The following is a 26326-nucleotide window of genomic DNA, read 5'->3' as shown; positions in this document are numbered from 1 at the left end:
AATACAAGGAAGTTTAAATCATGAATGATAAATCATCATTATTCAAAACAGAAGATGGGAAAGCTGCTTTTCTAAATAGTTATAATCAACTGCTTGCAAAATGCTCCGTTCCTTATGAAGAATTGAATATGAATACGCGTTATGGAAAAACATACATCGTTGCATGTGGAGATAAATCATTACCGCCGTTAATTCTTTTACATGGATCCGGTTCAAACTCGTCTATGTGGATTGGAGATATTGCTAACTATTCCAAGAATTACAGGGTATTTGCCGTAGATATACCTGGCGATCCTGGAAAGAGTGAAGAAAAGCAGTATTCTCTGAAAAGCTCTGCCTATTCCGAATGGATGGACGATGTTCTACGTTCTCTGCAACTTCAAAAAGCATCTTTTATAGGTATTTCTCTGGGAGCTTGGATGATCATTAATTTTGCTGTAAAGCACCCAGCGAAGGTTGATAAGATTGTGTTAATATCTCCTTCTGGTATCGGTCCTCAGAAAATTTCATTCATGTTAAAGGCGATACCACTTATGTTATTGGGCGAAAAAGGAAGAGACATGGTTACTCGTCTCGTAAATGGTAACCAGTCTATTCCGGAAGAGGCATTAAAAAATCAAAAATTAATCTCACGTCATTATAAATTTCGTACTGAATCAGTGCCCATTTTTACAGATAGTGAACTGAGTCGTTTAACCATGCCTGTAATGTTAATTGCTGGTGAGAAAGATGTGATGCTTCATTCAAAAAAGTCAGTAGAGAGACTTTCCAGATTGTTGCCTGATGCAAACGTCAATCTTCTCCCTGATTATGGCCATGTTCTCATTAATTTGACTCATAGTATTTTGCCTTTTCTGTTAGCCGACTAAATAAGCTTTGTACAAATCAATACGGGAGAGCGCATCGCTGGCAGCGAAGAGATCAGGGCTTGGATCCCCTTAGCAGTAGCTTATGCGTCAAGAGGATTTAAAAGGACGGCATCCTATCGGCAGATTAGGGACATCAGAAGAAGTTGCTAAAGCGTTTTATTTTTAGCCAACGAGGACGCTTCCTTCATAACTGGAACAAGTTTGCTGGTAGATGGAGGGTACACTGCAGTTTAAGAACATCGAAACTGCTCCGCCATACATAAATTGTAGACACGCCAATTGAGGCGTGTTTTTTTATTTTAATCCAAAAGGAATTTTACGCTATGTATCGAAATTTCTAGATATGGAAAATATGAACAAAATTGAAAGGTGGGACTTCCGGGATAGGCTCACTCTACGTTCGTCCGTAATAGGAAACAATAGTAAACAGTATACTTGTAATGCGGTCAAAATGAAGGAGAAGGAGAAGGAGAAGGTGACGATGAAAAAGAAAGTCGCTCTTATGTTCACTTCCATCTTAGTAATCGCGGCAACTGTCATGTTTATATGGGATCAGAGTAACTCCCAAGTAAAGAATAAGGAAACGAAGCCTGTGCAAAGTGCGACGGTGACTGAAATTGTCGGTGATGAAATATCCATTGAAGATAAGGCAAAGAAGCTTGTAGCGCTAATGAACGACAAGGAAAAGATAGGCCAACTAGTGATGTATACGCCTACCGTTCAAGCTGATTCGTTTTCAAGTAAAATGATCAAGGAATATGATGTGGGCAGTGCTCTTTTAAATGGACAGATGAGCAGTGCCGCAGAGACTGCTCAGTTTACGAACCAATTTACAGCAATGGGCATCTGAATCCCGATTAGGTATACCTTTATTTATTTCTGGTGATATGGAATATGGGGCCGCGCAAAGAGTTCCTGGAGAAGCTACAATCCTGCCAAGACAGATGGCAATTGGGGCCACAGGTAATGTCAAGTATGCTGAACAAGCAGCACGGGTGACGGCTATTGAAGCTAAAGCAATGGGCTTTCATTGGAGCTACTCTCCTGTAGTGGATGTAAACTCCAATCTCCAAAACCCGGTTATTGGTGTCCGATCTTTTGGTGAAAATACAAAGCTGGTTAGCGATATGGCTGTAGCCCAAGTGAAAGGCTATCAAAGCGAAGGAGTGTTATCCAGTGCTAAGCATTTTCCGGGGCATGGGGATACCGGGTTCGACACCCATTCAACTCTATCCAAAATATCCTACAGCGAAGACGTACTGCGGCAAGTGCATCTTCCTCCGTTTCAAGCGGTAATTGAGCAAGGCATTGAATCTGTTATGACATCACATATTATTATCGAAGCCATTGATCCTGAACTGCCCGCCACATTATCAAAAAAGGTTCTAACAGGACTATTGCGAGATGATCTAGACTTCAGAGGAATTATTATTACTGACGCAATGATTATGGAAGCTATATCGAAAAATTGGGGAGCGGGTGAAGCAGCAGTTATGGCCGTTAATGCAGGAGCAGATATTGTGATGGCCAATGGCTCTGTAGACGATCAAATCGATACACTGGACTCTCTGTATGAAGCACTTCAGGCTGGAAAAATTGAGAGAAGCCGAGTAGATGAGTCTGTAGAACGGATTGTTACATATAAATTAAAGTTGAACATGTTTCATAATCGCTTTGTAGACGTTGAGAAAGCCACCGAAGTGGTAGGGAACGAAGAGCATTGGAAGATCGCAGAGCGTATTGCATTGGATTCCATAACACTAGTTAAGAATGACAACGTACTTCCTTTTGATCCTCAAACGAATGAAACAACCCTTGTCGTGAGTGTGGCTTATGCGAATCGGATTGCAGAGACAGTAAAGAGGGTAAGCAAGGGGGAAGTGATTGCTTATCAGGCAGCTCCAGCTACTGGCGAACGATTGGATGCAACAAAAGAAGCTGTTGAGAAGGCCCTTGAACAGGCTAAGAAAGCGGATCGTATTATTGTATTTACTCAATCTGATCGGGAAATACCGCAAGGGCAAATTGATTTGGTAAACAAGTTAGTTGCAACAGGCAAGCCTGTTGTAGCTGTTTCTCTCGGCAATCCCGGCGACCTCTTGGGCTACTTGGATGTTAAGGCGTATGTGTCAGCATATGCTTTGGATAATTGGTATTGGTTAACGCCCATTCCGGTTTCGTGGGATGCTGCCATTCAGGTCATATTTGGTTCGAAGCCGATGGGCAAATTGCCCGTAAGATTAAATACGAGTTACCCGAGAGATTTTGGCTTGAGTTATCCTTAGATTCCACAAAACCTGATATAAAAAACGGCGGAATGCCGTTTTTTATTATGAGTTACGGGTTCCTAATGAAGATAACAATGATATGTTCGTATTGGAGGTTGCCTGGTGAATTCCGGAATATACGGCGTTATAGTGCATATAAGATGTACGGTGACTCATTTTTATATTTATCGGAAACGAAAAGAGGGGAACTGAATGAACAAAGAAGCTGTAAGAAGAGAGATTGAAATGAAACTGGAGAAAAAAGTTACTTCTGATCTAAAGCTTCATAATGTTTATTTGTTAGTACATTCGGATAAGCTGGATATCCATTGGCCTATGGCTGCGGGGGAAACAGGCGGATTCCCCGCCAATCCTAAGCAGCCTTATCATGTGGCTAGCGTGGGTAAGACCTTTACTTCTGTAATGCTCGCTATATTAATAGAAAAAGGACTCGTCAAATTTGATGATCCTATCGCCAATTACTTACCTTCAGATATCCTTAAAGATCTTCACCTCTTTAAAGGAAAAGAGTATACATACGATATACAGATTAAACATTTGTTAAGCAATACTTCGGGTATACCCGATTATTTTGAGGATAAGCCTAGACAGGGTAAAGGGTTAATGGAAGAAATACTTAAGAACCCCTCTCGTTTTTGGACACCGCAAGAAACCATACATTGGTCTAAAGAGCACTTACAACCCCGCTTTCCTCCCGGGAAGAGGGTTCATTATACGGATACAGGGTACAATCTCTTAGGCCTCATCATTGAAACGATTACATCAAAGCCCTATCATGAAGTGCTTCATGACTACATATTTACCCCTCTGCATATGAACCACTCTTATTTATCCCAGTACTCTAATCCTGCCATAAAAAGCGAGCATCCCGTAGCGAATCTATATATAGATGAGTTAAGAATAAACGTAGATGAGTACCGAAGCTTTAGCAGTTTTTATGCTGGGGGGCAAACCGTATGTACTTCAGAAGATCTGCTGATCTTTATGAAAGCTCTTGTTAACAATCAGATTATTCAAAAAGAAACCTTGGACATCATGCAACAATGGAACAAAATGTGGATAGGAATGGATTATGGCTATGGGTTGATGAGGATGCATTTTCTTCCTTTCACTCGGAAATATATCGGGTGGGGGCATCTTGGCGCGAGTGGTGCCTCCATGCTTTACTTCCCCAACTTGGATGTATATATAATGGGGAGTTTCAATCAAACCGCTTATCAATCCAAAAGCACAAACTATGTATTTTTTAACATTCTGCGTAAATTAGCAAAGTATGCTTATAGTTAAGAAAGGTAATTAATCAATACAATTCAACATCGTGTAAATGGTTTGAAATGGATTTTTTTCGGTTTGATTTATGGTTCCGACGATGAAAATCTGCTTTGACGGACAGTAAAATGCAAAACTGCCTGTAGACCCGGAATGACCAAGTATTTCTGGTGCCGGGATACCTTTTCTTTTCCCATATAGATCGGAGCGAAACTGCTGTCCGTTTGACTTAAATAAGTAGATTCAAGCGTTAGCGGCTTTATTATATATTTGTCATATAAGATCTCTAATTTTTCGCCGGATACCTTTTCAGCAATTTTTCCTAGCAAATCAAAATTAAGATCTGAATAATATGCTTCTCCCTCGGTCCCATTGACGAAATGGGCTTCTAACTTTTTGCTACGTTCCAAAATTTCTTCAAAGGTAATCGCCGTATCCTTCTTTACTAATTCTTCTTCGAAAGATGTTCCATCCCCGGTCTTTTCGGTGTAATAGTCCGGAAGGCCAGAGGTTTGGGATAATAGTTGACCTACAGTTATCGTCCCGGTATAATCAATCCCTTTATACATGTGTAATTGATCGATATCGCTTTTATCAAAAAATTGTTCAATCGTATCGTCTAATGACAGTTGTCCTGAATCCATTAGATTAAAAACAACTGCAGCTGTAAACATTTTTGTAATACTGGCAATGGCAAACGGACTGTTTTCTTTCATATTGCCCGCTGAATTTTTATAAGAGAATTTTCCATCGGCAGATTCGATATTAATCGCCATATCAAATACCTGTTTATTATTAACGGTTCTATTAAAAATAATATCTAGTTTTTCATTCGTGCTTTTTCCTCTCCAAATGCTTTGAGTTATTACTGTTCCAACAGCAATTGCGAATACACATAGGATCAATATGAAGTAAATTGTCTTTTTCGTCTTTCTTTTTACCATATTATATCCCTCGCTCTATTCTTTGGATTTTAAGATGTCTACGAGCCAATCTGGCTCAGGGCATGGCGTGTCGGGATGCAGTGCTATTTCTTCCGCTATTCCTTGGATCGAACACCAAAAAGCTGTAGACAATGCCCATGCGTTGCCATTTCTAATTTCGCCTATTTTTTGGCCTTCTTCAATCAGAGAGATACTTCTTTTTATGATGTCTATTCGAGCAACCATTTCTTTTGTGACATCCGGTATAGAGTCATTGTTTTGCGCATGTTCCATTAACACAAACATTTTTGCAGACATGGGATTTTGTTTAATATTATTTAGAATTTCTGCTGCTGCTGCCTTAAATATATGAATAGGACTTCCATCTATATCTTCCAACTTTAATTCTGCTCCTGCACATCCTATCTTGATAAGTTCCTCATAAAGCTTTTCTTTAGATTCAAAATAATGGAACAGCAGCCCCATGCTCATATTGGCTTTTTTTGCAATATCCGCAATTTTAGTAGAACCATAACCTTTACGGATAAATAAATCTAAATGCAATGAATCACTTGGAAGAGATAATAATCAAAATCCCTGACTCACATTGATGTCAGGGATTTTGATTATATTAAAAAGTGATTGATTCACCATCATTAGGTACTAATATGTTGTTGGAAAGACCTTTTTCATCGATAAAAGCTTTTAAATCTTGTCTTGTTAATAAGCAGTGATTGACAGCCTCCATATGTGAAACGATAATAGTAGATTGTTGAGATTCCATATAGGTTTGATAGATGTCTTCTTTCGTCATCGTAATAGGATCACCTTGAAGAAATTGTGCTGCACCTCCATTTACAATAATCACTTCGGGATTATGATGCTTAATGGCATCCTCAACATCACTGCACCATACTGTATCTCCTGCAATATATAGCGTTTTTTCATCGGGATGGTTAAAGACAACGCCTGAAACCTCACCCATTAATTTTCCTATATCGCCTGTTCCATGTTTTCCACTTGTTCTAGTTAAGCTAATGCCCCCAATACTCAAAGCACTAGCTAAAGATTCTACATTTTGAAAACCTTCTTTTTTAATGACTTCTACATCTTTTTCAGACTGTGCAATAATTCTAATATTTTTAGGCAATATTTCTATCGCAGCAGAATCAAAATGATCTGGATGTAAGTGAGTAACAATAACGATGTCAACCTCAATTATTTCTTCAACAGGGATTGGTAAATCTATTGTTGGATTAAACTTGTCCTGATTCGGAGTGTTTGGAAATGGTGGATAAGTTCCCTTTTTTGATAAGAAGGGATCAATTAAAAATTTCTTGTCTGCATAGTTCAAAATAATTGTTGCATTACGTATTTGTCTAATATTCATGCTGTATTCCTCCTTTAATAACCCTCTTCTATAGGATAATATTTAAGGGAGAATGCTGTACATAAATTAAATCAAGAGTATTCTATATAATACTTGAATTATGAAAGAGGCTGTCACTTATGTTAGATAACACGGATAAAAAAATCCTTGAAGAATTATCAAAGAATGGTCGTATCACAATGAAGGAATTAGGTGAGAAAGTTCATTTGACGGGTCAGGCAACTGCATCTAGAGTGAGCAAATTAGAGGAACAAGGTGTAATAGAGGGATACACGATTCATCTAAATCAAATAAAAGCAGGATACTCTATCCTCTCATTTCTACATATTTATACACATAGTATGGATCATAGACCCTATTTAGCATTTATAGAAAAACAACAAAAATTCATAATGAACAATTACAAAATTAGTGGTGAAGGTTGTTATCTCCTGGAGTGTAGATTTCCAACTAACAATGAATTGAACCTATTTTTAACCGAATTAAACAAACACGCTAATTATAAGTTATCTATCGTAATTAATAAGTGAAACTAAACTGTAGGGGATTAAAATGAGCGAAGGAAGAAAAAGAGGATGGATATACGTAAATTACATTACTTTATTGCAGTAGCGGAAGAACTCCATTTCAGCCGTGCTGCGGAAAAATTGAATATGACACAGCCACCTTTAAGTCAGCAAATTCAAGACTTGGAAAAAGAACTTGGCGTGAAACTGTTGGAACGCAACAAGAGACAAGTTCGTCTCACACCTGCGGGGGTCGTTTTTTTTGAGGAAGCCAAAATGATTTTATCCCAATTGGAGCGGTCCATTAAAACTACGCAACTGACCAGCCAAGGAATAATCGGACATTTAGTCGTTGGATTTGTGGATTCAGCAGCGGGAGATATAATGGTTGATATTTTGAGAGTATTTCGGGAACGATTCCCGCAAATACAGCTTACTTTATGCGAGATGACTTCCGCCCAGCAATGGCAGGCTTTACATGACGGAACCATTCATGTTGGGTTTCTGCGTTTCATCGAATCGGCAAAGCATATCGACTATTGCACCATTACAAACGAATCACTTGTTGCCGTACTGCCCGAACAGCATCCGTTAGCCAGACTGTCTGCAATTTCTGTCCGCTCTTTGGAATTTGAACCGTTCATTTTGTCTCCACGTTATCTCGGAGTTTCTTTTCATGATCTCATCAATGGTTTCTGTGCACAACATGGCGTTTATCCGAATGTTGTACAGGAAGCCATTCAGATGTATACCATTGTAAACTTGGTAGCTGCGAATCTGGGCGTTTCCATTGTACCTTCTTCAGTTTCCGTTTTTCAGCGTAGCGGTGTCGTATTTCGGCCATTTGAGGAAAGTGTGCCGCCGGTTCCCCTCTACACTGCTTGGAGAACCGACGTGAATAAGGCCGTCCTATCAGCATTTATTAGGACAGTTGAAGAAGTAAGTTCAATAGCAATTGATAGTAGATAACGGGGTATTCAACCGGTTTTTGCTGGATCGCGCTCAACTAGCCCATCTAATATAGTATCGATTTGTTTCATCATCTCAGAGTCAAGGCGAGTCCCAGCAGCCTTGACGTTTTCTTGTACTTGCTCTGGTTTAGATGCCCCAATAATAGCGGATGACACCTGAGGATTTTGCAGTACCCATGCTATAGCAAGCTGCGGCAATGTCAACCCGGCTTCACGTGCGATAGAGGAGAGCTTAGAAACAGCTAGCAATACTTCGCTACGCAGCCATTGACCTGCTAATCGCTCGAAAAATGGAGCTCCCGCCGAAGTTGAAGCACGAGACCCTTGCGGCAACGGTTCGTTTGGCGCATATTTTCCGGAAAGAATTCCTTGTGCAAGAGGTGACCAGACCACCTGCCCGATACCTTCCCGCTCACAAACGTGAATGACTTCCGATTCGATTACACGCCATAACATCGAGTATTGGGGTTGACTGGCCACTAGAGGAACCCTCAACTCCCTCGATAGTGCAGCACCCTTGGCAATCTGGTCTGCCGTCCACTCGCTTATCCCGACATATAGAATTTTCCCTTGGCGAACCAGATCCGAAAAGGCTAGAAAGGTTTCTTCAAGGGATACCGTCGAATCAAAGCGGTGGGCGTAATAAACATCGATGTACTCCGTTTGCAATCTGTTCAGTGAAGCGTGGCAGGCTTCCATAATATGTTTACGGGAAAGACCTCTGTCGTTGTGTCCTGTTCCTGTCGGATGGTAAACCTTGGAGCATAACTCTATGCTCTCTCGACGCATTCCTTTCAAAGCTTGACCTAGTACCGTTTCCGCCCTCGTTTCCGAGTACGCATCCGCAGTGTCAAATGTAGTAATCCCCGCATCCAGTGCAGCATGAACACAGGCATAGGCCGTCTCATTATTTACTTGAGCGCCGTGGGTAATCCAGTTACCTAAAGCAATTTCACTTACTTTTAAGCCGCTGGAACCTAATTTTCGATAGATCATCTTGTTTACCCCCTTTTGATAACAATTCGATAGTAGCAAACCTCTATAAATAGGTGAAATATTCTTTTCTATGCGTTTTGATTCAAAAAAAATATTACTGGAGTATGAATTGTTTACAAATCAAACGATACGGAGAGATAACACAATGGATAATACTATCCCCCCGATTATGAACTCCATTGCCAATGAGAATGATTATCAATTATAATGAGTGTTAGTTGAAATACAGAATCAAGCTAGGTATGGGTGATGATTTGATCGGGGGAGAACAATAGCTATGAATTTGGATGATCACATCCTGCTTTGGAACCATGTTTTTATAAAAGTAATGGATGTCCGTTTTCAGACAATGGATAAGGGGGAGGAGTTGCGAACCTATCGGCTACCGGCCAGCGCATTTCTATATACCGTGCGCGGAAGCGCTCGGGTGTGGCTGGATCAGAGCGTCCATAGGGTCGAAAGATTCCATGTGCTGCATGGCGGAAAGGGGATGTGCCTGAATATCGTCTCGGAGGATGAGCTTGAATACTACATTATTCTTTATAGGGCAATTCTGGCCTTACCATGCCGCCAGGAAATTCAACAACTACTGGAGAGGGAAAATCCCTTTCTGTATCAATATGCTTTTGCACCGCATCATCCGCTGTCCCTGTACGATAAAGTTGAATTGCTGGAACAGGAGTGGCGTCAGGCATCGGGACTCGGTAAACTGCATGTTAAAGCTTTACTTTATCAGTTTGTGTATGAGCTGTTGTCGCAGCTGCACCAGCAAGGGATTCAGCCGCTTAAACCGGATCTGATGGCGCAGGCTGTCGTGTATATCCGAGAGTATTTTAACCAGCCCATCACATTAGAATTGATAGCGGAAGAACTGGAATGCAGCACCGGGCACCTGTCCAGGCTGTTCAAGAAACAGATGCACACCAGTCCTATTCATTATCTCGGTCAAGTACGGGTGGATAGAGCGATGCAGTTGTTACTGCAGACGGATGCTACTTTACAGGAAATTGCGGAGAGCGTAGGGTATCCGGACGCCCATTCGTTAAGCCGTAGCTTCAAAAAATACAAGGGAGTATCTCCTGTCCGTTTCAAAAAAGAGCGGCGGCAGCAACATTGGGATCAGGATTTGCCCATAACGATGCTAAAATATGCCGTTCAAGAGAAACAACCCCCACGCTATAATGAGATTGATTATCAATATCAACATGGTACGAGAGGGGATTTTTTGATGCAAGGAAGGATCAAAATTACAGCGATGACGATGCTGATCTGTTTATCGATGTTGCTGGGAGCCTGTTCAAATCAGGCAAATACACAAGTAGGTTCGCAAACGGAGACCAACCCGACAACAACCCAAACTAAAAGCGATCAGCCGACTGGAGACGGGCAAACAGGAGAGCAAACAAAGACGAGAACGGTAACGACGTTGAAAGGCGATGTAGAAGTACCGGCGAATCCGAAACGGGTAGCTTCAGACCAGTATATGGGGCATCTTTTGAAACTTGGTATCATTCCAGTTGGGGTGAGAAGCTTTATGCTTAGTGAGGCCTGGATCGAGAAAGCGGGTATTTCCAAAGATGTTATTGCCGGAATCGAGGATCTCGGCGAATTCCCAATGAATTTAGAGAAGTTGACTTATCTGGAGCCAGATTTAATTATTGGTTCGATCGAAAAGAACATCGAAGACTACCAAAAAATTGGAACTACGGTGTTTCTGCCATATTGGGAAGGCTTATCAACAGCGGGGCCATTGGAGAAATTCCGGAGAATTAGTGAAATCTTCGGAAAGCAGCAGGAAGCGGAGCAATGGATAGCCGAATATGAAAGGAAAGTCGAAGAGGCTAAAAAGAAAATTGACGGTATAATCAAAGAAGGTGAGACGGTCTCCATCGTGCAAGTTGCGAATAAATCACTGTATGTGCTTGCGGCGAAAGGCGGCAATTATGGGAGTTCGACCATATATGGGATGCTGAAGTTGCCGCCTACGGAAAAAGCCTTGAATATGGAAGAAGGGTTTGAGAATATTTCCCTCGAAGTGTTGCCTGAATATATGGGAGATCATATATTTGTATATGGTGCAGAAGATGAAGGGGCCAATGAAGTGTTAAACAGCAACTTGTGGAAGGGACTTCCTGCTGTCAAAAAAGGTCAGGTATATATGTACGGTGGATTTGGAGATAAAGGCGATGAATTTGTAATGGAAGATCCTTACTCGATGGAGCTTCAACTTGACACTATTGTAAATATTTTATTAGCTACTAATAAATAGCACTTGAGATTATCCGGGTACAATGTTTGCTTAGTCAATCGTTTGACAATACGAAGGCCCTGCCGGCTATACTATACGCTGGTAGGGTCTTTTTCGTTAGTGGAGTACGGTGTTGAAATCTACCGTTAGGGGGTGAACCCCGGAGTTCAGTCCGAGTGGACGGATGTATTCAGCAAAAGATGATGCAGCTTTGCAAATTTCACATTACATTAAGATTATATAGAATCTAGATTAAGTTTGCTCATTTACTCTAATGATGCAAGGGAAATGACATAGAGGAGAGAGCAGAGAATGAACATATTTTCAAAGCGTGTGACGGCCATTGCACTGACCTTCACCGTAGTAACTGGCTTACTAAGCGGTACTGGTTCACTATCGAAAGTATCGGTGAAGCCCGTGAATATAGCCCGGAAGAACCACTTCTTGTCAAGATGAACCAAGTCCATATGAGCCGTGTCATCACCAACTTTGTTTATTACACCAGGGACATAAACATCAGGAGAAGGCTGCCGATAGCAATGGATCGGCAGCCTTTGGCGTTAATTAGTATAATGTCTAAGTGCTGAGCTGCTCTGCAAGGAGGATTTTCGTACCTTCGGCCGCGGGGAAACAAAAAAAAAGCTTACTCAGGTGCAGATAATTCTAAATTAGGTTCTCGTTTTAACGGCTAGCCCACTAAATGAAATCGGACCAACAACATCAGCTCTAGTATTTGCGGTTCGGTTTTCAGCAGTTACTGTGTAAACATGACTACCTGATCTTACATTTCTATCGATCGCCTGAAATGTGACAGCATAGTTTTCTTCAGAACCCGTTGACTCAATACCTTGTTGAGTATTGAAAATCTCTATTCCGTCACGGAAGATTCTAAAGAGGATTTGAGCGATGCCGGTAACCCCCCGGACACCGACAGTTGCTACTAATTCAACCCGATTAGGTTGAGCGTTTAAAACAGGTATTGTTATTCGAATTGTTGCAAGGCGAGACCTTGCTGGTGAACGTCTGATCGTAAATGCCGTTGCTAAGTTGAATCTACGTCGTGGTTGAGAGGTAGCTTTATCGAGAATACGTGCCATTACATCATCTCCTCTTGTTTGATATTTTCATAGTATGTTGTACAAGGGGGGAGTGATTGGACGATATATTATACGGTCTTGATTTAAGGTAGATACCTGAGTGATTAAGAAGGGAATAACACTAAACTTAAGGCAGGGCATCATCAGCGATGAGAATATTTATTTCAATTAAACAGTTGACAGAACTTGATGCATTCATTATATTATATGCATGTGCATGCATTTATTATATTCTTATTGTATTTATGATTTGTGCATGCTAAATCCAGTTGTTATACAAAGAGGAGAGAGATCATGAAAGATTTATTTGCCCCTTATGAAGTTATGGATTTGAAGTTGAAAAACCGTGTAGTTATGCCTCCAATGTGTCAATATTCAGTCAGTAATAAAGACGGAATTGCTACTGATTGGCATTATACACATTATGTGAGTCGAGCGATTGGTGGAGCTGGATTGATTATTATTGAGATGACCGATGTTGAGCCTGATGGCCGGATTAGCGATTTTGATCTTGGAATATGGTCTGATGAACAGATTGCCCCGTTGGCCAGAATTGTTGAGGCTTGTCATGCTTATGGTGCCAAGGTAGGTATTCAAATTGGCCACGCAGGTCGCAAGGCGGAAGATGCAGTGGTTCCAGTAGCGCCATCAGCAATTCCGTTTAATGCGGAGTCTACAACTCCAAGAGAATTAACGACTGCAGAAGTGAAAGCAATGGTCGAGAAATTCCGGCAGGCCGTGGCCCGGGCTGTAAAAGCCGGATTTGATGTCATCGAGCTTCATGGCGCACATGGTTACCTTATTCATCAGTTCCATTCACCGTTAACAAACCATAGAACGGATGAGTATGGACAGGATCTGACCCTGTTCGGTACAGAAGTTATTCGTGCAGCCAAAAGCGAAATGCCAGCAGGGATGCCTTTAATCATGCGTATTTCTGCTAAGGAATATGTAGATGGCGGATATGGAATTAATGAGAGCATAGAGTTTAGTAAGGCGTATAAAGCAGCGGGAGCAGATATTTTCCATGTCAGTACCGGTGGTGAAGGACCTATTGGACTTGGTCCAATGGCAACGAAAGACAAACCGGGTGCACATGCAGCTTATCAAGTACCGTTCGCGAGTGCAATCAAGCAGAGTTTGGCTGTTCCAGTTATTGCGGTTGGAAGGTTGGATGAGCCAGCGCTTGCCGATGCCGTAATCGGCAATGAAGAGGCTGATCTTGTTGCGGTAGGACGAGGCATGCTGAGAAATCCATACTGGACGTTGGAGGCTGCTGCCCAACTTAATAAGGAGACTGACGTTCCCGAACAGTATAGATACGGATTTCCTAGAAAGAACAGATAAAGAGCACCGCTAAATATGACGATTATTTGTAGGAGACCGGCCTGATTAGCCTAAGCGGGTCTCTTTTTTTTACACAAAACAAGAACGTTTGCTCGATTATGGATACCGTTCCTGTAAGGATGGCGCAACCTCGTCTACTTGACGATTAATGTTACAATGTTAAAATTGTAAGGATAAATTAATTATTTTGATCAGTAGCATTACTCTCAGGAGAGGAATTGTGAGATGGACAACGTTCTTAACAATGACTTTATAAATAATTGGTTGACTTTAACACATATACAAATGAACGTAGCCAATGAATTGGAAGCGAATTTGCAAGAGAAATATCAATTGTCTTTAAAAGAATTTTATTTACTATTGTTTTTGTCTGAGGCTCCAGAGAAGAAATTAAAACTACAACAACTAGAATCAATGGTTGGTTTAAGTCAAAGTGCCGTTTCCAGACTTGTTAGCCGATTCGAAGCCAAGGGTTGTGGAGCTTTAAAAAGACATGTCTGCGGCGATGATCGCAGAAGTATTTATACCTCACTTACACCAATAGGTCAAGATACGCTTGATAGGGCACAAGTAACGTTTAAAGAAGTTTTGTTAGCAGCCTTTCCTGAACAAAAGGTAGAACAGTTGCTGCAACAAATGCTCCGTTTAAAACAGAACGAGTCCCAGTAAAGCCCGCAGCGGGCTTCTTTTTTTTGGCTCTGTTAGATTATTGTTGATATTAATTAAACAGAAGACCTCCAATTTCTTTGGAGGTCAATGCGAATTCGAATTTTTTCTATTTTGAGTTTATGTAATAAACCGTATTGTCAGACCATTCATCAAATTCATAGATAAACCCTTTTCTTACACATTCATATACCATTCCAACACTCTCTGCCAATTTTATAGAAGGATTGTTATCCATATTAATATGAGCCTCAATACGATGATAATCTAACTTCTCAAATGCAAGTTTTATTGTTTCCTTTACAGACTCTTTGCCATAACCCTTTTTCCAAAACTGATTGTGGATTGTATAACCAAATCTTGCCCAATGGAAATCATCTCTCATAAGCGTAGTGAAGTCTATCACTCCGATATGACTATTGTCTTCTTTCCTAAATACCCCAAAGACATAAGCAGTATCGTTTTTTGCTAATTGTTGTTGTTTCTCTACCAGTTGAATAAACCAATCTTCAGTACAAATACTCATATCAATTATACCTTCATCGTACTTATGTTGAGATGGCATCCTGCTTTCATATTGATAAAGCCAATTTTTATAGTCATCATTCCGATATGGTCTTATCACTAATCTTTCTGTTTCAGAAATAAGATCAAAAGTATTCAAATTAAAACTCCTTCCTAATAAAGTATTTAAGTGTTTTTTATCAAACTGCCCTTTCAATTTGGTTAGAAGATCTCAATTTTACGGGAGGAACGGATGCCGTTCATATAAAGTAAAGATAGAGCTTAAGAAGATCTTCCCGGTGATAAGGTTTTTGCCCCGCTCTGATGCCTGAATACACCTGAAACTCCAATTCTACCAAGTTCAAACTATCGATGTAAGCATCGATAACTCGAACAGGATTTTCTTCTTCTACAAAATCGTCCAACGTACCCTTTACTCTAGATTTAATCGCTGTTATACGGCTGAGGAATATCTTCTCATAAGGAAATATGGTTATGAGTAGCAAAGCGGATATTCAGATAATACTTGAATGCACTCTTCTCCCTAGTTAACATAACCGCAATGTTTAATGATAACCAAGTCACATTGCAGATTTGTATTGGAGCATAGTTTACCTCTAGATATGACAGAAAGACTCAAGGCAGCAGGGGGAGGAAATTTTCTCACTGCACTTGGTATAAACAGTTACTCAGAAAGGCGCGCTATTTTTTATGGAAAAATGGAGAATAAATTTAATTTTAATGATAAAATAAGAGGAAATATTCTTCCTTAAATGTGAGTTGTATGTTATGGTGAATATAACGATTCATTCACATTTTTGGGAGTAGGTAGGTTGTATGAAGCACACACAGAAACTAATTAATTCCACCAACATGTTATTACTGATCTCTAGTATTTATTCTTCCTTGACGAAGGCGGAGAAGAAAGTTGCCGATGCTGTACAGAGCAATTCTGAGGAAGCGGTGCTGGCTATAGTGACAGATTTAGCGGAACGAGCAGGTGTAGGAGAAACGTCTGTTATTCGATTTTGCCGGGCTTTAGGGTTAAACGTGGAAATTCAACATGATTCACAAATCATAGCATAAGAGGAATACCCCATAATTATTGTTGGAGGTGATGCTTATAAGAAATTCGGCAAAAAAATAGAATCATAGATGAGATAAGTTGTATATAAGAGGGAGTGCTTGGGAAGCTGTTTTTTCATGATCAATATGGGGAGGTACGATAATGAGATTAAAGAATACGCTGTCTTTCATCTTATGTTTTGTTCTCATTTTTTCAGGAATGACGTTGAGTGTGTCGGCCGATGAAGCCATCACGGCGAAAGCTTCAAATGGCAATACCATCAGCATTACAGCAGTGAATCGAGCCATCGGAGCTTCAGATGAAATGATTTTGTTTACGCGAGAAAACAGTAGTAAGCTCACAGATTCGAACCCTTACGCGGCTGCCGCAGTCGTGGACTACCATGAAGGTACTTACAGCGTTACGGATGTCACTTATCGTGAAGGTGCTGTACAAATACCGACGAATGGTTTTGTACTGTTTGGTCACGGATCGAGTGAACAGTGGATTAAAGACAATATGAGTCCGGGGGACCCGGTTGAGATTGTTGGCTACACGCTACCTGTACCGGTAGTCGGAGGTCCACAGCTCATTACAGAACAGGGCACCATACCGATCGACGTTGTAGATCAGGATCAACCGACCAACACCATCGCAGTCTATACACGTCATTTTGGTGAGATGACAAGACCATTCTCTGAAGATACCGTTCAATATATCATCACCAATGATGTGTCGGTCGTGAAAAGCACATATGATGTTCATGGTCAGAGTGGAACCTACATTCCTGCGAATGGTTATGTCATTTCGGCTTCTGGCAATGCTGCGTCATCCTTGAATTTGGAGGTGGGGCAGTCCGTACAAGCGATTAACTTAGATATTCCTATTCTGCCTAGCAAGTATTTGAAAGTGAATGGTATTGCGGTAGGCATTGATAAAATAAATGGACCGCGTGGAGCAGGAGAAGTGGTGTTGTACCAGCCTACTTATGGCGCAACCACCAATCAGAATGCTTGGGGAATGGAGCTTACAGTTGTTGGCAATAAGGTAACCAACGTTGTGGCGATTGCATACGATCCCAACACAGGGGCTTATCTTGATAACAACTCCTCCATTCCATCGGATGGATATGTACTGTCGATTCAATCGGCAAGTCCATTCTATAACCAACTAGCGGGTCAAGTGCGTATTGGTGCAGAGGTTGAGCTCGTGACGGATAGTTTAATTTACCAAGCGGCTAGAACCTCGTTTGATGCATTTAATCCGAAAGTAAAAGAAGATAATCCCGGAGGCTGGGACAATGTTGACAATGTGCCTTATCCAGGATTTCGTGGATTGGATCAGTTGATCGTCTATGATCATAATTATGGCGAGGAGACTGGCACGAACCCATGGGGCAATGAAGTGATTGTTAATGCGGACGGATATGTGACGAACAATGGCGGGAACAACAGTAAAATTCCTGAAGGCGGCTATGTATTATCCGGTCATGGGGTTAAAAACACATGGTTAAAGAATAACGCACTGGTCGGAGCCAAATTGAGTCTAGATTTTGCTAAAAAACAAGTGTTGGTTATTTTTACGCCGGAATCTTACTTAGATAAAGCATCGATAAGTATCGATAGCGCAGAGAAGGCGCTCCAGTTATCCAAGAATCAATTTATGGATGTTCCTTATGCCGAAATTGAACAGAAGATCGTAGAGGCAAAGGGCGTTTATGAATTGGCTAAACAGCGACTAAATGAAAGCGGTACCAACGGATTAATGGATTTACTGAATGACTTGGATCAGAAAGTTACGGATGCAAGCTATATGAATTTTGAGTCTCCGAAAGTACAAACTCGAGGTCTCTGGATGCGGCCGAAGGAGAAGAACTTAGAGCAGGTTCGAGATCATGTGAAGAAAATCAAAGAGACCGGTATCAATGCCATCTATCTAGAAACGTGGTGGGATGGATATACCACTTGGCCAACGTCTTTACCAGATACCGAATTAAATCCTTTGTATGAAGGCTTTGATGTACTTGGAGCATTTATTGAGGAAGGCAAGAAACAGGGGATTGAAATTCATGCCTGGGTGGAGAACTTCTTTGTCGGCGGACCGGTTGTGGTGAATCATCCCGATTGGCGTTTGATAAGCAGACAAGGTATTGATTATGAAGTGGGCATTAACAATGCCAAGTGGTATTGGCTAAATCCAGCACTCCCGCAAGCTAGAGATTTCGTTGCTTCTGTATACGATGAACTCGTCACGAAATATGACATAGCTTCACTGCATTTGGATTATGCGAGGTATCCAGGGTCCGGAGATTACACGAATGATTTTGGTTACGACACGTATACCCGCAATTTGTTCAGCGAGAAATATGGCGTTGATCCGCTTGACCTTCATCCAGGAGATCGCTACTGGGATGAATGGCTACAATTCCGTGCGGACATTATCAATACCTGGGTCGTTCGGGTAGTTAACGAGGCGCATCAAATCAAACCCAAGCTACAAATTACAACTGCGGTATGGCCGAACTATGATGAAGCACCGAAATCGCACGCACAAGAAGCAAAATACTGGTTAGATCATAATTTAATCGATCACTTGTTCCATATGTCTTATGCTCCGGGTTCGGAATTAACAGTAACTGACTTGAGAAACTCCATGGCATTAGCAGGGGACAATGCGTTCGTCTCATCGGGTCTAGACACGTTCCAAGGCAATCCTACATCGGCTGTTGTGGATCAAATTAACGAAGCGACAAAGAATGATGGAGCTGGATCCGGATTATTCGAGTTCGAAGGACTTTTCAATTATAAGTATGACAAGGTGCTGAAGATTGGGGTGTTTCGTAATGAGGCAATTTTGCCTCAATATGATACGACCAAGCCGCTAGCGACCGTGATGGAAGAAATGATCCGTAAAATCAATGAGATTTACGTTCCTTTCCAAGGGATGAGCCGTAAGGACGGCGAGAAACTAATACAGAAACTTGAATCTGCTGTAAAAGATCTACATGTGAATCCCAATATGACGGATGAGACTGCAAGTGACGTGAAACAGAAGATCGACAGCATAAGCAAACTTCTTGCAAGCAACTCGATTAATACAGAAGTAAACAATCGAATGAAGCATGATTTGGACTATGGCAGTAAAATGATAGACGTCTATTTCTCCAAAACAGCGAAAACGCAATTAAGTAAATTGACGGTGAGCTCGGGGAAGAAGTTAATGAAGTTAACGCCTTCCTTCACACCATCGACGTATGATTACAAGGTAAAGGTCGGGCATTCGGTTACGGAGCTAAATATTACGGCGAGTACAAGTAATCAGAATTCAGTTATTTCCGTGGGTGGCAAGCATGTTGAAAATGATTCGGTCATTCCCGTACAACTTAAAGTGGGATCGAATCTAGTTACGTTACAAGTGAAGTCCGAAGATGGATTAACGAAGAACTACACGGTGACGATTCACCGCGCTGGAAATGAGAAAGAGAACCACGAAGAATGACGATAGGCTTTATCAATTCCTAATGAATTCACGGGGTGCCGCATATCAATTTGGCACCCCGAATTTTTAAAATTTATATAGTTGAGGTGACCCAATATGAGTATATCCATGGAAAAAGGTGCAAATGTGTTGTGGGTTGATTTTATCGCGAATGGGGTTCGACTAGCGGATCGTGCAGAGAGGCAGCGCTTTGTTAACAATGCGAAGCAAGCTGGAGTAACCCACTTGGTGGTGGATGCCAAAATCCCCTATGGACATACGACATTCCCAAGTTCTTATGCTTATCATGTAAGTTGCTGGTCGGACGGACGTTATCACGTATGGGAAGGAAGAGACTTTCTTGCGGAAATGATAGAGGAAGCGAGTGTTGTCGGGCTTCAAGTCATTGCCAATATGGATGTATTCGCTGAAGGTACGACGCGTTCAAGAGACGGTATTGCTTATGACAAGAAGGATTGGCAGGTCATGCTGTATAATCCGAGTCTTGCTTCGGAATCGGTTGCAGCTGAAAACGCGGATGATGATACGATCTTTGTGAATCCGATTCATGAAGAAGTTCAACAGCACGAGCTTGGGATTCTGAAGGAGATTGCCTCGAACTATAAAATTAGTGGTATTGTGCTAGACCGCTGCCGCTATCCAAATGTCTATGGTGATTTTAGTGAATTAAGCAGGAGAGCATTCGAACAATATATTGGGCAGCCGGTAGCACAATGGCCACAGGACATTTTCACCTTACAAGCAGGTACAAAACAAATCGAGTATGGGCACTGGTTCGCGAAATGGACGGAATGGCGTGCGCTGAACATTAAACATTTCGTGCAATCTGCTAAGCAAGTGGTTAAATCCACAAATCCAAGTCTGTCCTTCAGCATTTATGTCGGATCGTGGTATCCGTTATATTACAACGAAGGTGTCAATTGGGCCAGTGAAACATATCGTTCGAACTTGCCATGGGCATCTGAAGAATATCATATTTCCGCGTATGCCGATGAATTGGATTTCATTATGACAGGTTGTTATTATCCCGAAGTGCGAATTGAAGAAGCCGTACAGAATGGCAGACCTGCGGAATGGTACAGCGTAGAAGGCGCGATCCAAATGAGCCTAGAGGCAATTAACGGGCAGATTCCAGTCATCGCGAGCTTATATTTGAAGGATTATGAAGGAAACGTTGATCAATTTGAAAAAGCTGTTCGGATGTGCCGAGAACGTACGCACGGTGTCATGTTGTTCGATGTGAGCCACTTGAACGACTATAGCTGGTGGGAGCAGCTGGATTCTATATTATCTGTGAAATCTTGAAGTGAGGGGCGAATGATGGCGGGTTACTATATCAGCATGTGCAGAACGAAGCTACGCCGTATTTCGATCGATTCAAAGCCAAGGTGAATAGGAGTTAATACATGTGAAGAAAATAATCTCCTATTATTTAAAAAATAGTGGAGAATTTGTTTGATACGTGTTACAATGAACATGCAAGAAGGGAGAAGGTTGCAGGAACGACTCTTATTCCGAAATAATTCATGGATTGAGCAATTACAGATATAGCGTAGAATAATAAGGCTTTTTTGTAAGCGCTGCCGTTTTCGGACTTACAGTTATTTCTTCTCCTAGCTTTGAGAGGTAATTTATAAAGAAGAGAGGGTGTTGTGGCATGAGTTTCAAAGGTAGAAGGTTGATTTCATTACTATTGGCATCAATTATGATGGTGGGGCTATTGGCGGCGTGTGGTTCGGATTCATCGGGCAACAAGGAGGCTGCTTCAAGTGGGAACAACGATAGCGAGAAGCCCGCGGAACAAGTCACGGTAGAGTTCTGGACAATCTCATTGCAGCCGACCTTCGATGAGTACTTCAACAAATTGATTGCAGATTATGAAGCGCAGAATCCGAATGTCAAGATCGATTGGAAGGACTACCCTTACGATGCTGTACTGAACAAGCTCATGACGAATATTGCTGGCAGTGAAGCGCCAGACGTGGTGAACCTTAATACGGAGTTGGCTAATCAGATGGGAACCAAGGACGCATTGGTTGACTTCAACCAAGAGCTGACAGCGGACCAGAAGGCAGCTTATTTCCCGGGGATCTACTCCTCAACGGAAATGAACGACAAAGCGTTCGCACTCCCTTGGTACACCGGATTACCTGTCCTATTCATGAATAAGGATCTGGTGGAGAAAGCTGGACTGAATCCAGATAATCCGCCGAAGACGAAGCAGGAATTGAACGAATGGGGTCGTCAGATCAAAGAGAAGACCGGCGCCTACGGCTACATCTTCACGATGGAAGCGCGTACTCTGTTAGAAGAGAACCTGCCGTTCCTGACTGAGGATTATAAGAAGGCAGCTTTTAATACACCGGAAGTGGAAGAATATGTCAATGAGAATGTACAGCTGTTAAAAGACGGCGTCATTCCAAAAGACATTATCGACTACGATAAACAAGTGCAATACTTCGCGGGTGAGCAAGTGGCCATGTCCTTATCCAGCTCGCCATTCATTAACAAGATCAAGACAGCCGCGCCGGATGTATACAACAAAATGCTCGCCGTTCCAAGTCCGGTTGGCAAAGCGGGCATCCGCTATTCCAACACGATGAACATCGTCGTGCCTACGGCGACATCTCATAAGAAAGAAGCGGTCGACTTCGCTGTATTCGTAACGAATGCGGCCAATCAACTGGAATTCTCCAAGCTCGCTAATACATTGCCTTCCACAGTAGAGAGCGCCAAAGATCCGTTCTTCTCGGAAAATGACGGAACTCTGGAAGGAATGGCTAAGGCCGTATCTGCAGTCAGCCTTGATAAAGCCGAGGATTTCTACATCGGCGTTGAGAGTGCTAAAGACGTTAATGAGAAAATTACTAAAGCATTGCAGGAAATTTATTTGAACGGTGCTGATGCGAAGAAGACATTGACTGAGGTCGAGGGCGAGGTTAACAAAATCTTAGGCAACTAAATACGTCTGAGTGGGCAGGCTTGTCCTGCCCGATTCTTTTAGATATAGAAATATGTTCAAAAAGTCCAGTTTTCAGCACCGAGAAGGTTGGATGAAGCTAGGGCCTGAGGAACGGAGCTAAACGTTTTCGTAGAAAACGACTTCGTAAGCATTTGCTTGTAGTTTGTACGTGAGCACTTGAGATGTTTCCGTAGGAAACATGACTTCGTAAGCATCTGCTTAGGCCCGGCTGAATTCAAGATTCGATGCCGATATCACTTCCTGAGTTACTTCGGGATCAAAAGTGGACTTTTTGAACTACCTCTTATTAAGGTGGTGGAGGAGTACTATCATGAAAAAAACATCTTTCTTTACTAGATTCGGCAAGTCGGAAGCGTCAGTGGCTTGGCTCTTCATGACACCGGGTTTGATTCTACTGGCCCTATTTGTCTTCTGGCCGATTATTTACAGCGTACCGCTGGCTCTGACGAATTACTCCGTTATAGGCAAGACCGAATTTGTCGGTTTGGATAATTTCGTCAAAGCACTGCAGGATAAGAGCTTCATCACATCGCTGGTCAACTCGTTGCTATATGTAATTGTTGTGCCGTTTATTCAGATTTTCTCTATTCTTATGGCGATTTTAGTAAATAGCAATGTCAAAGGAATTAAAATCTTCCGTACTGCTTATTACATCCCCGTCGTTACTTCTATGGTTGCAGTAGCGCTTATTTGGGGCTGGCTGCTCAACCAGAATGGGGTCATAAACTATGTGCTGTCCAATGTAGGGTTAATGAAAGAGCGAATTACCTGGCTGTCCAACAAAGATACAGCACTGTGGACACTGATGTTCATTACGATGTGGAAGGGCCTTGGCTACTATATGATGATTTATTTGGCCGGATTGCAATCCATTCCGAAGGATCTGACAGAGGCTGCGACGATTGATGGCGCGAACCGGGCGCAGACGATTCGTAAAATTACAATTCCGCTGTTGAAGCCGTATGTCTTTTTCTGCACGCTTATTTCACTAATGGCGGCAATCCGTGTGTTCGATGAAGTGTTCATCCTGACGAAAGGTGGACCGGGGGATGCAACTTTAACATCGAGCTTGTATATTTATCAGCAAGGCTTCCAACAATTTAATTTTGGCTACTCCTCGGCACTTGGCTTAATTGTCAGCGTCATGATTGCCGCGCTTAGTATTATCATCTTCAGATTCAACCGGAAGGGCGGTGTCAATCCATATTAATGGATGCATGATATGAGAAGAAAACCACTTCGATTGGTGAAATCATTATTGTTGTATGGAGCTTTGATTCTGTTTGCCATTTTTATGATGGGACCGTTCCTATGGATCTTCAGTGTATCGCTTATGCCCGGCAAGAATGTGTTCAGCTTTCCGCCGGCGATCTTCCCGACTTTTATCGACTTCGATAATTACGTCCAAGTGTGGAATTACATGGACTTTCCAAGATATTTAATGAATACCGTTATCATTGCTCTGATGGGCGTCGTTATGAACATCTTTTTCTCCTGTCTAACGGCCTACCCGCTCGCCGTATTTCGGTTCAAAGGACGGGATCTTATCTTTGCCTTATTGGTGGCGACGATGATTATCCCAGCTGCAGCCGGGATGGTCGTCAACTACTTAACGGTGAAGGCACTAGGCTTGATGGGCGGGTTTCTTGCAGTCGTGCTTCCTTCAGCGGTTACCGTGTTCAACGTATTCCTAATGAGACAGGCGTTTATGGGCATGCCACATGAGCTGCGCGATTCCGGCAAAGTGGACGGTGCCAGCGAATTTCGTATTTGGCTGCAATTGGCGCTGCCGATTGTGAAGCCAGCGATCGCCGTTATCGGACTATTGGAGTTCATGGGGATGTGGAATAGCTTCCTCTGGCCGATGATTGTGCTTAATGATACGAAGCAGTATCCTATCGCGTCCGCGCTTAGCTTTTTAAATGGCCAATTTTCCTATAATTTTGGCTGGATTGCCGCCGGGACCGTCATTTCGGTTATACCGATTATCATCGTGTTCCTGTGCACCCAGAAATATTACATGGAAGGTGTATCCGGAGCAGTTAAAGGATAGGAGGACACTACTCACATGAGAAAAATTATATATATTCCGCTGGACGAACGTCCGTGCAATTACGAATTTCCGGCACTTCTTGCCGCGGGAACGGATTATCATGTCGTCCGTCCGGATTTGAGCATCATGGGGCTGAAGAAGCGCCCTGGAGACATCGAACAGCTATGGGCCTGGCTATTCGAGCAGGCGCGTGATGCAGACGGAGCGATTGTGGCCTTGGACACATTACTATACGGAGGAATAATCCCCTCGCGGCTGCATGAGATGACGGAGGAACAATGTGGGGAGCAATTGGAGAAGCTCCGTCAATTGAAGCGGATCAACCCGGCTTTGCATGTATTTGCTTATCAGCTCATTATGCGTTGCCCGCGCTATTCCAGCAGTGATGAAGAACCGGATTATTACGAGAATTGGGGCAGGGAGATTTTCCGGCGCGGATATATCCGCCACCGGTTGGAGCTGGGCATCGCGACAGAAGAAGAGCAGAATGAATTGCAGCAGATTGAGGGCGTTTTGCCTGAATCCATGTGGCAGGACTACACGGAGCGCCGTGCTGTTAATTTAACAGCGAATAAGAGAGCAATCGAACTGGTGCAGGACGGGGCCGTCGATTTCATGATCATCCCACAGGATGACTCGGCTCCTTATGGTCTGACTGCGGTGGATCAGCAGCACGTTCGCGAGCATGTCAAGAAGTGTCAGCAGCAGCTTTCCGTCTATATGTATCCCGGGGCCGACGAAGTGGGATGTACGCTACTTGCCCGCATGATCAATCATTTTGAGCGTCGTAAGCCACGGGTGCATGTTCATTTTGCCAGTGTGCAAGGGCCGGTAGTGATACCTTTATATGAAGACCGCGTACTATATGAATCGGTCAAATATCAGATTATGGCGGCCGGAGGACTAATGTCGCCTTCCCTGGCAGAAGCCGATATGGCCCTATGCATCAATACACCCGGCGAGAGCATGATGGAGTCGAATGATCAAGGACGGCCCTTTATAGGGTATCAGGTATACCGGAATCTAGTCGAACTGATCGAGGTGGCTGATGATATTGTTCACCGTCTCGGCAAGCCTTGTGTTATCGCCGATGTAGCTTATGCCAACGGAGCAGATCTTGAACTGCTGCAGCTGCTTCGCGATAAGAAGCTATTGTTCGAATTGGCCGGTTATGCAGGCTGGAATACAAGTGGCAACACGCTCGGAACTTGCATTGCACAAGGCATGATCTATGCCGTGTATGGCAATACGCCGCAGCATCGCGATTTCCTGTCACTACGCTATGTCGAGGATGGGGGCTATTGTGCCTCCGTGCGTAGGGATGTAAGTGATCGGGTGCTGCCTGGTACGGGATACAATTATTTCTCGATCGACGGACAGCGGGGACAAATCGCCGAGCGGGTCAGAGCTGAATTGACTCGGTTCATCGAGCAGCATTTGCATGATCCAGAGAATAATTATGAGATCGTGATCGACGATTGCTATATGCCTTGGAGTCGGATGTTTGAGGTCGGATTGAAGACCCATGTCCGTGATACTAAGCAAGGACAATAAAGTACGACGAGGGTTCGAGCTTCGCTAATGCTGCGAGGGTCTACAAATTTTGCAAATAACAGAAAAGGTGCATGAACAGCTCAGGTGGATGCTGGAAG

Annotated in this window: 23 protein-coding genes and 2 pseudogenes; 18 read left to right on the top strand and 7 right to left on the bottom strand. The window is 42.6% G+C overall.

Features of this window, described 5'->3' with window-relative positions; genetic code table 11:
• Positions 1 to 20: 20 nt before the first annotated feature.
• The 5 genes and pseudogenes from MNQ98_RS22495 (at position 21) to MNQ98_RS22475 (ending at position 4444) form a co-directional block, all read left to right on the top strand.
• On the top strand, positions 21 to 869 hold the full coding sequence (locus MNQ98_RS22495) for an alpha/beta fold hydrolase (RefSeq protein ID WP_241930242.1): 849 nt from the start codon (positions 21 to 23) through the stop codon (positions 867 to 869).
• Between the two features lie 97 nt (positions 870 to 966).
• A pseudogene (locus MNQ98_RS22490) lies at positions 967 to 1103 on the top strand (SDR family oxidoreductase); the annotation flags it as partial.
• 247 nt (positions 1104 to 1350) lie between these two features.
• The gene (locus tag MNQ98_RS22485) at positions 1351 to 1719 is read left to right on the top strand and encodes a hypothetical protein (protein ID WP_241930241.1); all 369 of its coding nucleotides are present in this window, start codon (positions 1351 to 1353) and stop codon (positions 1717 to 1719) included.
• Entirely contained in the window at positions 1667 to 3154 is a 1488-nt protein-coding gene (locus MNQ98_RS22480) for a glycoside hydrolase family 3 protein (RefSeq protein WP_241930240.1), read from the top strand. Before MNQ98_RS22485 ends, MNQ98_RS22480 begins: the two co-directional genes overlap by 53 nt.
• A 195-nt stretch (positions 3155 to 3349) precedes the next feature.
• Entirely contained in the window at positions 3350 to 4444 is a 1095-nt protein-coding gene (locus MNQ98_RS22475; RefSeq protein WP_241930239.1) for a serine hydrolase domain-containing protein, read from the top strand.
• A 68-nt stretch (positions 4445 to 4512) separates the two neighbouring features.
• Here the strand turns inward: MNQ98_RS22475 and MNQ98_RS22470 are convergent, their stop codons facing one another.
• The 3 genes from MNQ98_RS22470 to MNQ98_RS22460 form a co-directional block, all read right to left on the bottom strand.
• Positions 4513 to 5370: a serine hydrolase domain-containing protein gene (locus tag MNQ98_RS22470; RefSeq protein ID WP_241930238.1), complete on the bottom strand. Its 858-nt coding sequence runs from the start codon at positions 5368 to 5370 to the stop codon at positions 4513 to 4515.
• Between the two features lie 15 nt (positions 5371 to 5385).
• Entirely contained in the window at positions 5386 to 5913 is a 528-nt protein-coding gene (locus tag MNQ98_RS22465) for a TetR/AcrR family transcriptional regulator (protein ID WP_241930237.1), read from the bottom strand.
• A 67-nt stretch (positions 5914 to 5980) separates the two neighbouring features.
• The gene (locus MNQ98_RS22460; RefSeq protein ID WP_241930236.1) at positions 5981 to 6739 is read right to left on the bottom strand and encodes an MBL fold metallo-hydrolase; all 759 of its coding nucleotides are present in this window, start codon (positions 6737 to 6739) and stop codon (positions 5981 to 5983) included.
• A 119-nt stretch (positions 6740 to 6858) separates the two neighbouring features.
• Here MNQ98_RS22460 and MNQ98_RS22455 point away from each other — a divergent pair, with 119 nt between their 5' ends.
• Entirely contained in the window at positions 6859 to 7269 is a 411-nt protein-coding gene (locus MNQ98_RS22455) for an Lrp/AsnC family transcriptional regulator (protein WP_241930235.1), read from the top strand.
• A 45-nt stretch (positions 7270 to 7314) separates the two neighbouring features.
• Complete coding sequence (locus MNQ98_RS22450; protein ID WP_241930234.1) at positions 7315 to 8214, top strand: LysR substrate-binding domain-containing protein; 900 nt, start codon at positions 7315 to 7317, stop codon at positions 8212 to 8214.
• A gap of 8 nt (positions 8215 to 8222) precedes the next feature.
• On the opposite strand, the gene MNQ98_RS22445 is transcribed toward MNQ98_RS22450, so the two are convergent.
• Positions 8223 to 9212, bottom strand: coding sequence for an aldo/keto reductase family protein (locus tag MNQ98_RS22445; RefSeq protein WP_241930233.1), 990 nt, complete (start codon positions 9210 to 9212; stop codon positions 8223 to 8225).
• 277 nt (positions 9213 to 9489) lie between these two features.
• Here MNQ98_RS22445 and MNQ98_RS22440 point away from each other — a divergent pair, with 277 nt between their 5' ends.
• Positions 9490 to 11481 (top strand): AraC family transcriptional regulator, encoded by a 1992-nt coding sequence (locus MNQ98_RS22440; protein ID WP_241930232.1) that lies wholly within the window; start codon positions 9490 to 9492, stop codon positions 11479 to 11481.
• A gap of 291 nt (positions 11482 to 11772) precedes the next feature.
• A complete protein-coding gene (locus MNQ98_RS22435) occupies positions 11773 to 11916 on the top strand; it encodes a hypothetical protein (protein WP_241930231.1) in 144 nt (47 codons plus the stop codon).
• A 212-nt stretch (positions 11917 to 12128) separates the two neighbouring features.
• Here the strand turns inward: MNQ98_RS22435 and MNQ98_RS22430 are convergent, their stop codons facing one another.
• The gene (locus tag MNQ98_RS22430) at positions 12129 to 12557 is read right to left on the bottom strand and encodes an exosporium protein C (RefSeq protein WP_241930230.1); all 429 of its coding nucleotides are present in this window, start codon (positions 12555 to 12557) and stop codon (positions 12129 to 12131) included.
• A gap of 294 nt (positions 12558 to 12851) precedes the next feature.
• On the opposite strand from MNQ98_RS22430, the gene MNQ98_RS22425 reads away from it, so the two are divergent.
• The gene (locus tag MNQ98_RS22425; protein WP_241930229.1) at positions 12852 to 13904 is read left to right on the top strand and encodes an NADH:flavin oxidoreductase/NADH oxidase; all 1053 of its coding nucleotides are present in this window, start codon (positions 12852 to 12854) and stop codon (positions 13902 to 13904) included.
• A gap of 225 nt (positions 13905 to 14129) precedes the next feature.
• Entirely contained in the window at positions 14130 to 14573 is a 444-nt protein-coding gene (locus MNQ98_RS22420; protein ID WP_241930228.1) for a MarR family winged helix-turn-helix transcriptional regulator, read from the top strand.
• Between the two features lie 106 nt (positions 14574 to 14679).
• On the opposite strand, the gene MNQ98_RS22415 is transcribed toward MNQ98_RS22420, so the two are convergent.
• Both MNQ98_RS22415 and MNQ98_RS29935 read right to left on the bottom strand, forming a co-directional pair.
• Positions 14680 to 15234 carry a GNAT family N-acetyltransferase gene (locus tag MNQ98_RS22415; RefSeq protein ID WP_241930227.1) on the bottom strand — a complete coding sequence of 185 codons (555 nt, stop codon included), beginning with the start codon at positions 15232 to 15234 and terminating at the stop codon, positions 14680 to 14682.
• A gap of 100 nt (positions 15235 to 15334) precedes the next feature.
• Positions 15335 to 15439, bottom strand: coding sequence for a hypothetical protein (locus MNQ98_RS29935; protein WP_481856784.1), 105 nt, complete (start codon positions 15437 to 15439; stop codon positions 15335 to 15337).
• A gap of 472 nt (positions 15440 to 15911) precedes the next feature.
• Between MNQ98_RS29935 and MNQ98_RS22410 the strand changes: the two are divergent.
• The 7 genes and pseudogenes from MNQ98_RS22410 to MNQ98_RS22380 all read left to right on the top strand — a co-directional run.
• Positions 15912 to 16118: pseudogene (locus MNQ98_RS22410) on the top strand (MurR/RpiR family transcriptional regulator); the annotation flags it as partial.
• Between the two features lie 184 nt (positions 16119 to 16302).
• A complete protein-coding gene (locus tag MNQ98_RS22405; RefSeq protein ID WP_241930226.1) occupies positions 16303 to 19638 on the top strand; it encodes a family 10 glycosylhydrolase in 3336 nt (1111 codons plus the stop codon).
• Positions 19639 to 19734: 96 nt separating this feature from the next.
• Positions 19735 to 20943 (top strand): alpha amylase family protein, encoded by a 1209-nt coding sequence (locus MNQ98_RS22400; protein ID WP_241930225.1) that lies wholly within the window; start codon positions 19735 to 19737, stop codon positions 20941 to 20943.
• 352 nt (positions 20944 to 21295) lie between these two features.
• Positions 21296 to 22600, top strand: coding sequence for an ABC transporter substrate-binding protein (locus MNQ98_RS22395; RefSeq protein ID WP_241930224.1), 1305 nt, complete (start codon positions 21296 to 21298; stop codon positions 22598 to 22600).
• Between the two features lie 331 nt (positions 22601 to 22931).
• Complete coding sequence (locus MNQ98_RS22390; RefSeq protein ID WP_241930223.1) at positions 22932 to 23831, top strand: carbohydrate ABC transporter permease; 900 nt, start codon at positions 22932 to 22934, stop codon at positions 23829 to 23831.
• 12 nt (positions 23832 to 23843) lie between these two features.
• Positions 23844 to 24674, top strand: coding sequence for a carbohydrate ABC transporter permease (locus tag MNQ98_RS22385; RefSeq protein WP_241930222.1), 831 nt, complete (start codon positions 23844 to 23846; stop codon positions 24672 to 24674).
• A 15-nt stretch (positions 24675 to 24689) separates the two neighbouring features.
• A complete protein-coding gene (locus MNQ98_RS22380) occupies positions 24690 to 26228 on the top strand; it encodes a DUF4127 family protein (protein ID WP_241930221.1) in 1539 nt (512 codons plus the stop codon).
• Positions 26229 to 26326: the final 98 nt, after the last annotated feature.

Source organism: Paenibacillus sp. N3/727 (assembly GCF_022637315.1).
Lineage (GTDB): Bacteria > Bacillota > Bacilli > Paenibacillales > Paenibacillaceae > Paenibacillus_AQ > Paenibacillus_AQ uliginis.
This window is presented reverse-complemented; position numbering and strand designations above follow the sequence as displayed.

Coding starts and splice junctions, on each gene's coding strand:
- MNQ98_RS22495 (WP_241930242.1), top strand. CDS start 21: ATGAATGATAAATCATCATTATTCAAAACAGAAGATGGGAAAGCTGCT.
- MNQ98_RS22485 (WP_241930241.1), top strand. CDS start 1,351: ATGAAAAAGAAAGTCGCTCTTATGTTCACTTCCATCTTAGTAATCGCG.
- MNQ98_RS22475 (WP_241930239.1), top strand. CDS start 3,350: ATGAACAAAGAAGCTGTAAGAAGAGAGATTGAAATGAAACTGGAGAAA.
- MNQ98_RS22470 (WP_241930238.1), bottom strand. CDS start 5,370: ATGGTAAAAAGAAAGACGAAAAAGACAATTTACTTCATATTGATCCTA.
- MNQ98_RS22460 (WP_241930236.1), bottom strand. CDS start 6,739: ATGAATATTAGACAAATACGTAATGCAACAATTATTTTGAACTATGCA.
- MNQ98_RS22455 (WP_241930235.1), top strand. CDS start 6,859: ATGTTAGATAACACGGATAAAAAAATCCTTGAAGAATTATCAAAGAAT.
- MNQ98_RS22450 (WP_241930234.1), top strand. CDS start 7,315: ATGGATATACGTAAATTACATTACTTTATTGCAGTAGCGGAAGAACTC.
- MNQ98_RS22445 (WP_241930233.1), bottom strand. CDS start 9,212: ATGATCTATCGAAAATTAGGTTCCAGCGGCTTAAAAGTAAGTGAAATT.
- MNQ98_RS22440 (WP_241930232.1), top strand. CDS start 9,490: ATGAATTTGGATGATCACATCCTGCTTTGGAACCATGTTTTTATAAAA.
- MNQ98_RS22435 (WP_241930231.1), top strand. CDS start 11,773: ATGAACATATTTTCAAAGCGTGTGACGGCCATTGCACTGACCTTCACC.
- MNQ98_RS22430 (WP_241930230.1), bottom strand. CDS start 12,557: ATGGCACGTATTCTCGATAAAGCTACCTCTCAACCACGACGTAGATTC.
- MNQ98_RS22425 (WP_241930229.1), top strand. CDS start 12,852: ATGAAAGATTTATTTGCCCCTTATGAAGTTATGGATTTGAAGTTGAAA.
- MNQ98_RS22420 (WP_241930228.1), top strand. CDS start 14,130: ATGGACAACGTTCTTAACAATGACTTTATAAATAATTGGTTGACTTTA.
- MNQ98_RS22405 (WP_241930226.1), top strand. CDS start 16,303: ATGAGATTAAAGAATACGCTGTCTTTCATCTTATGTTTTGTTCTCATT.
- MNQ98_RS22400 (WP_241930225.1), top strand. CDS start 19,735: ATGAGTATATCCATGGAAAAAGGTGCAAATGTGTTGTGGGTTGATTTT.
- MNQ98_RS22395 (WP_241930224.1), top strand. CDS start 21,296: ATGAGTTTCAAAGGTAGAAGGTTGATTTCATTACTATTGGCATCAATT.
- MNQ98_RS22390 (WP_241930223.1), top strand. CDS start 22,932: ATGAAAAAAACATCTTTCTTTACTAGATTCGGCAAGTCGGAAGCGTCA.
- MNQ98_RS22385 (WP_241930222.1), top strand. CDS start 23,844: ATGAGAAGAAAACCACTTCGATTGGTGAAATCATTATTGTTGTATGGA.
- MNQ98_RS22380 (WP_241930221.1), top strand. CDS start 24,690: ATGAGAAAAATTATATATATTCCGCTGGACGAACGTCCGTGCAATTAC.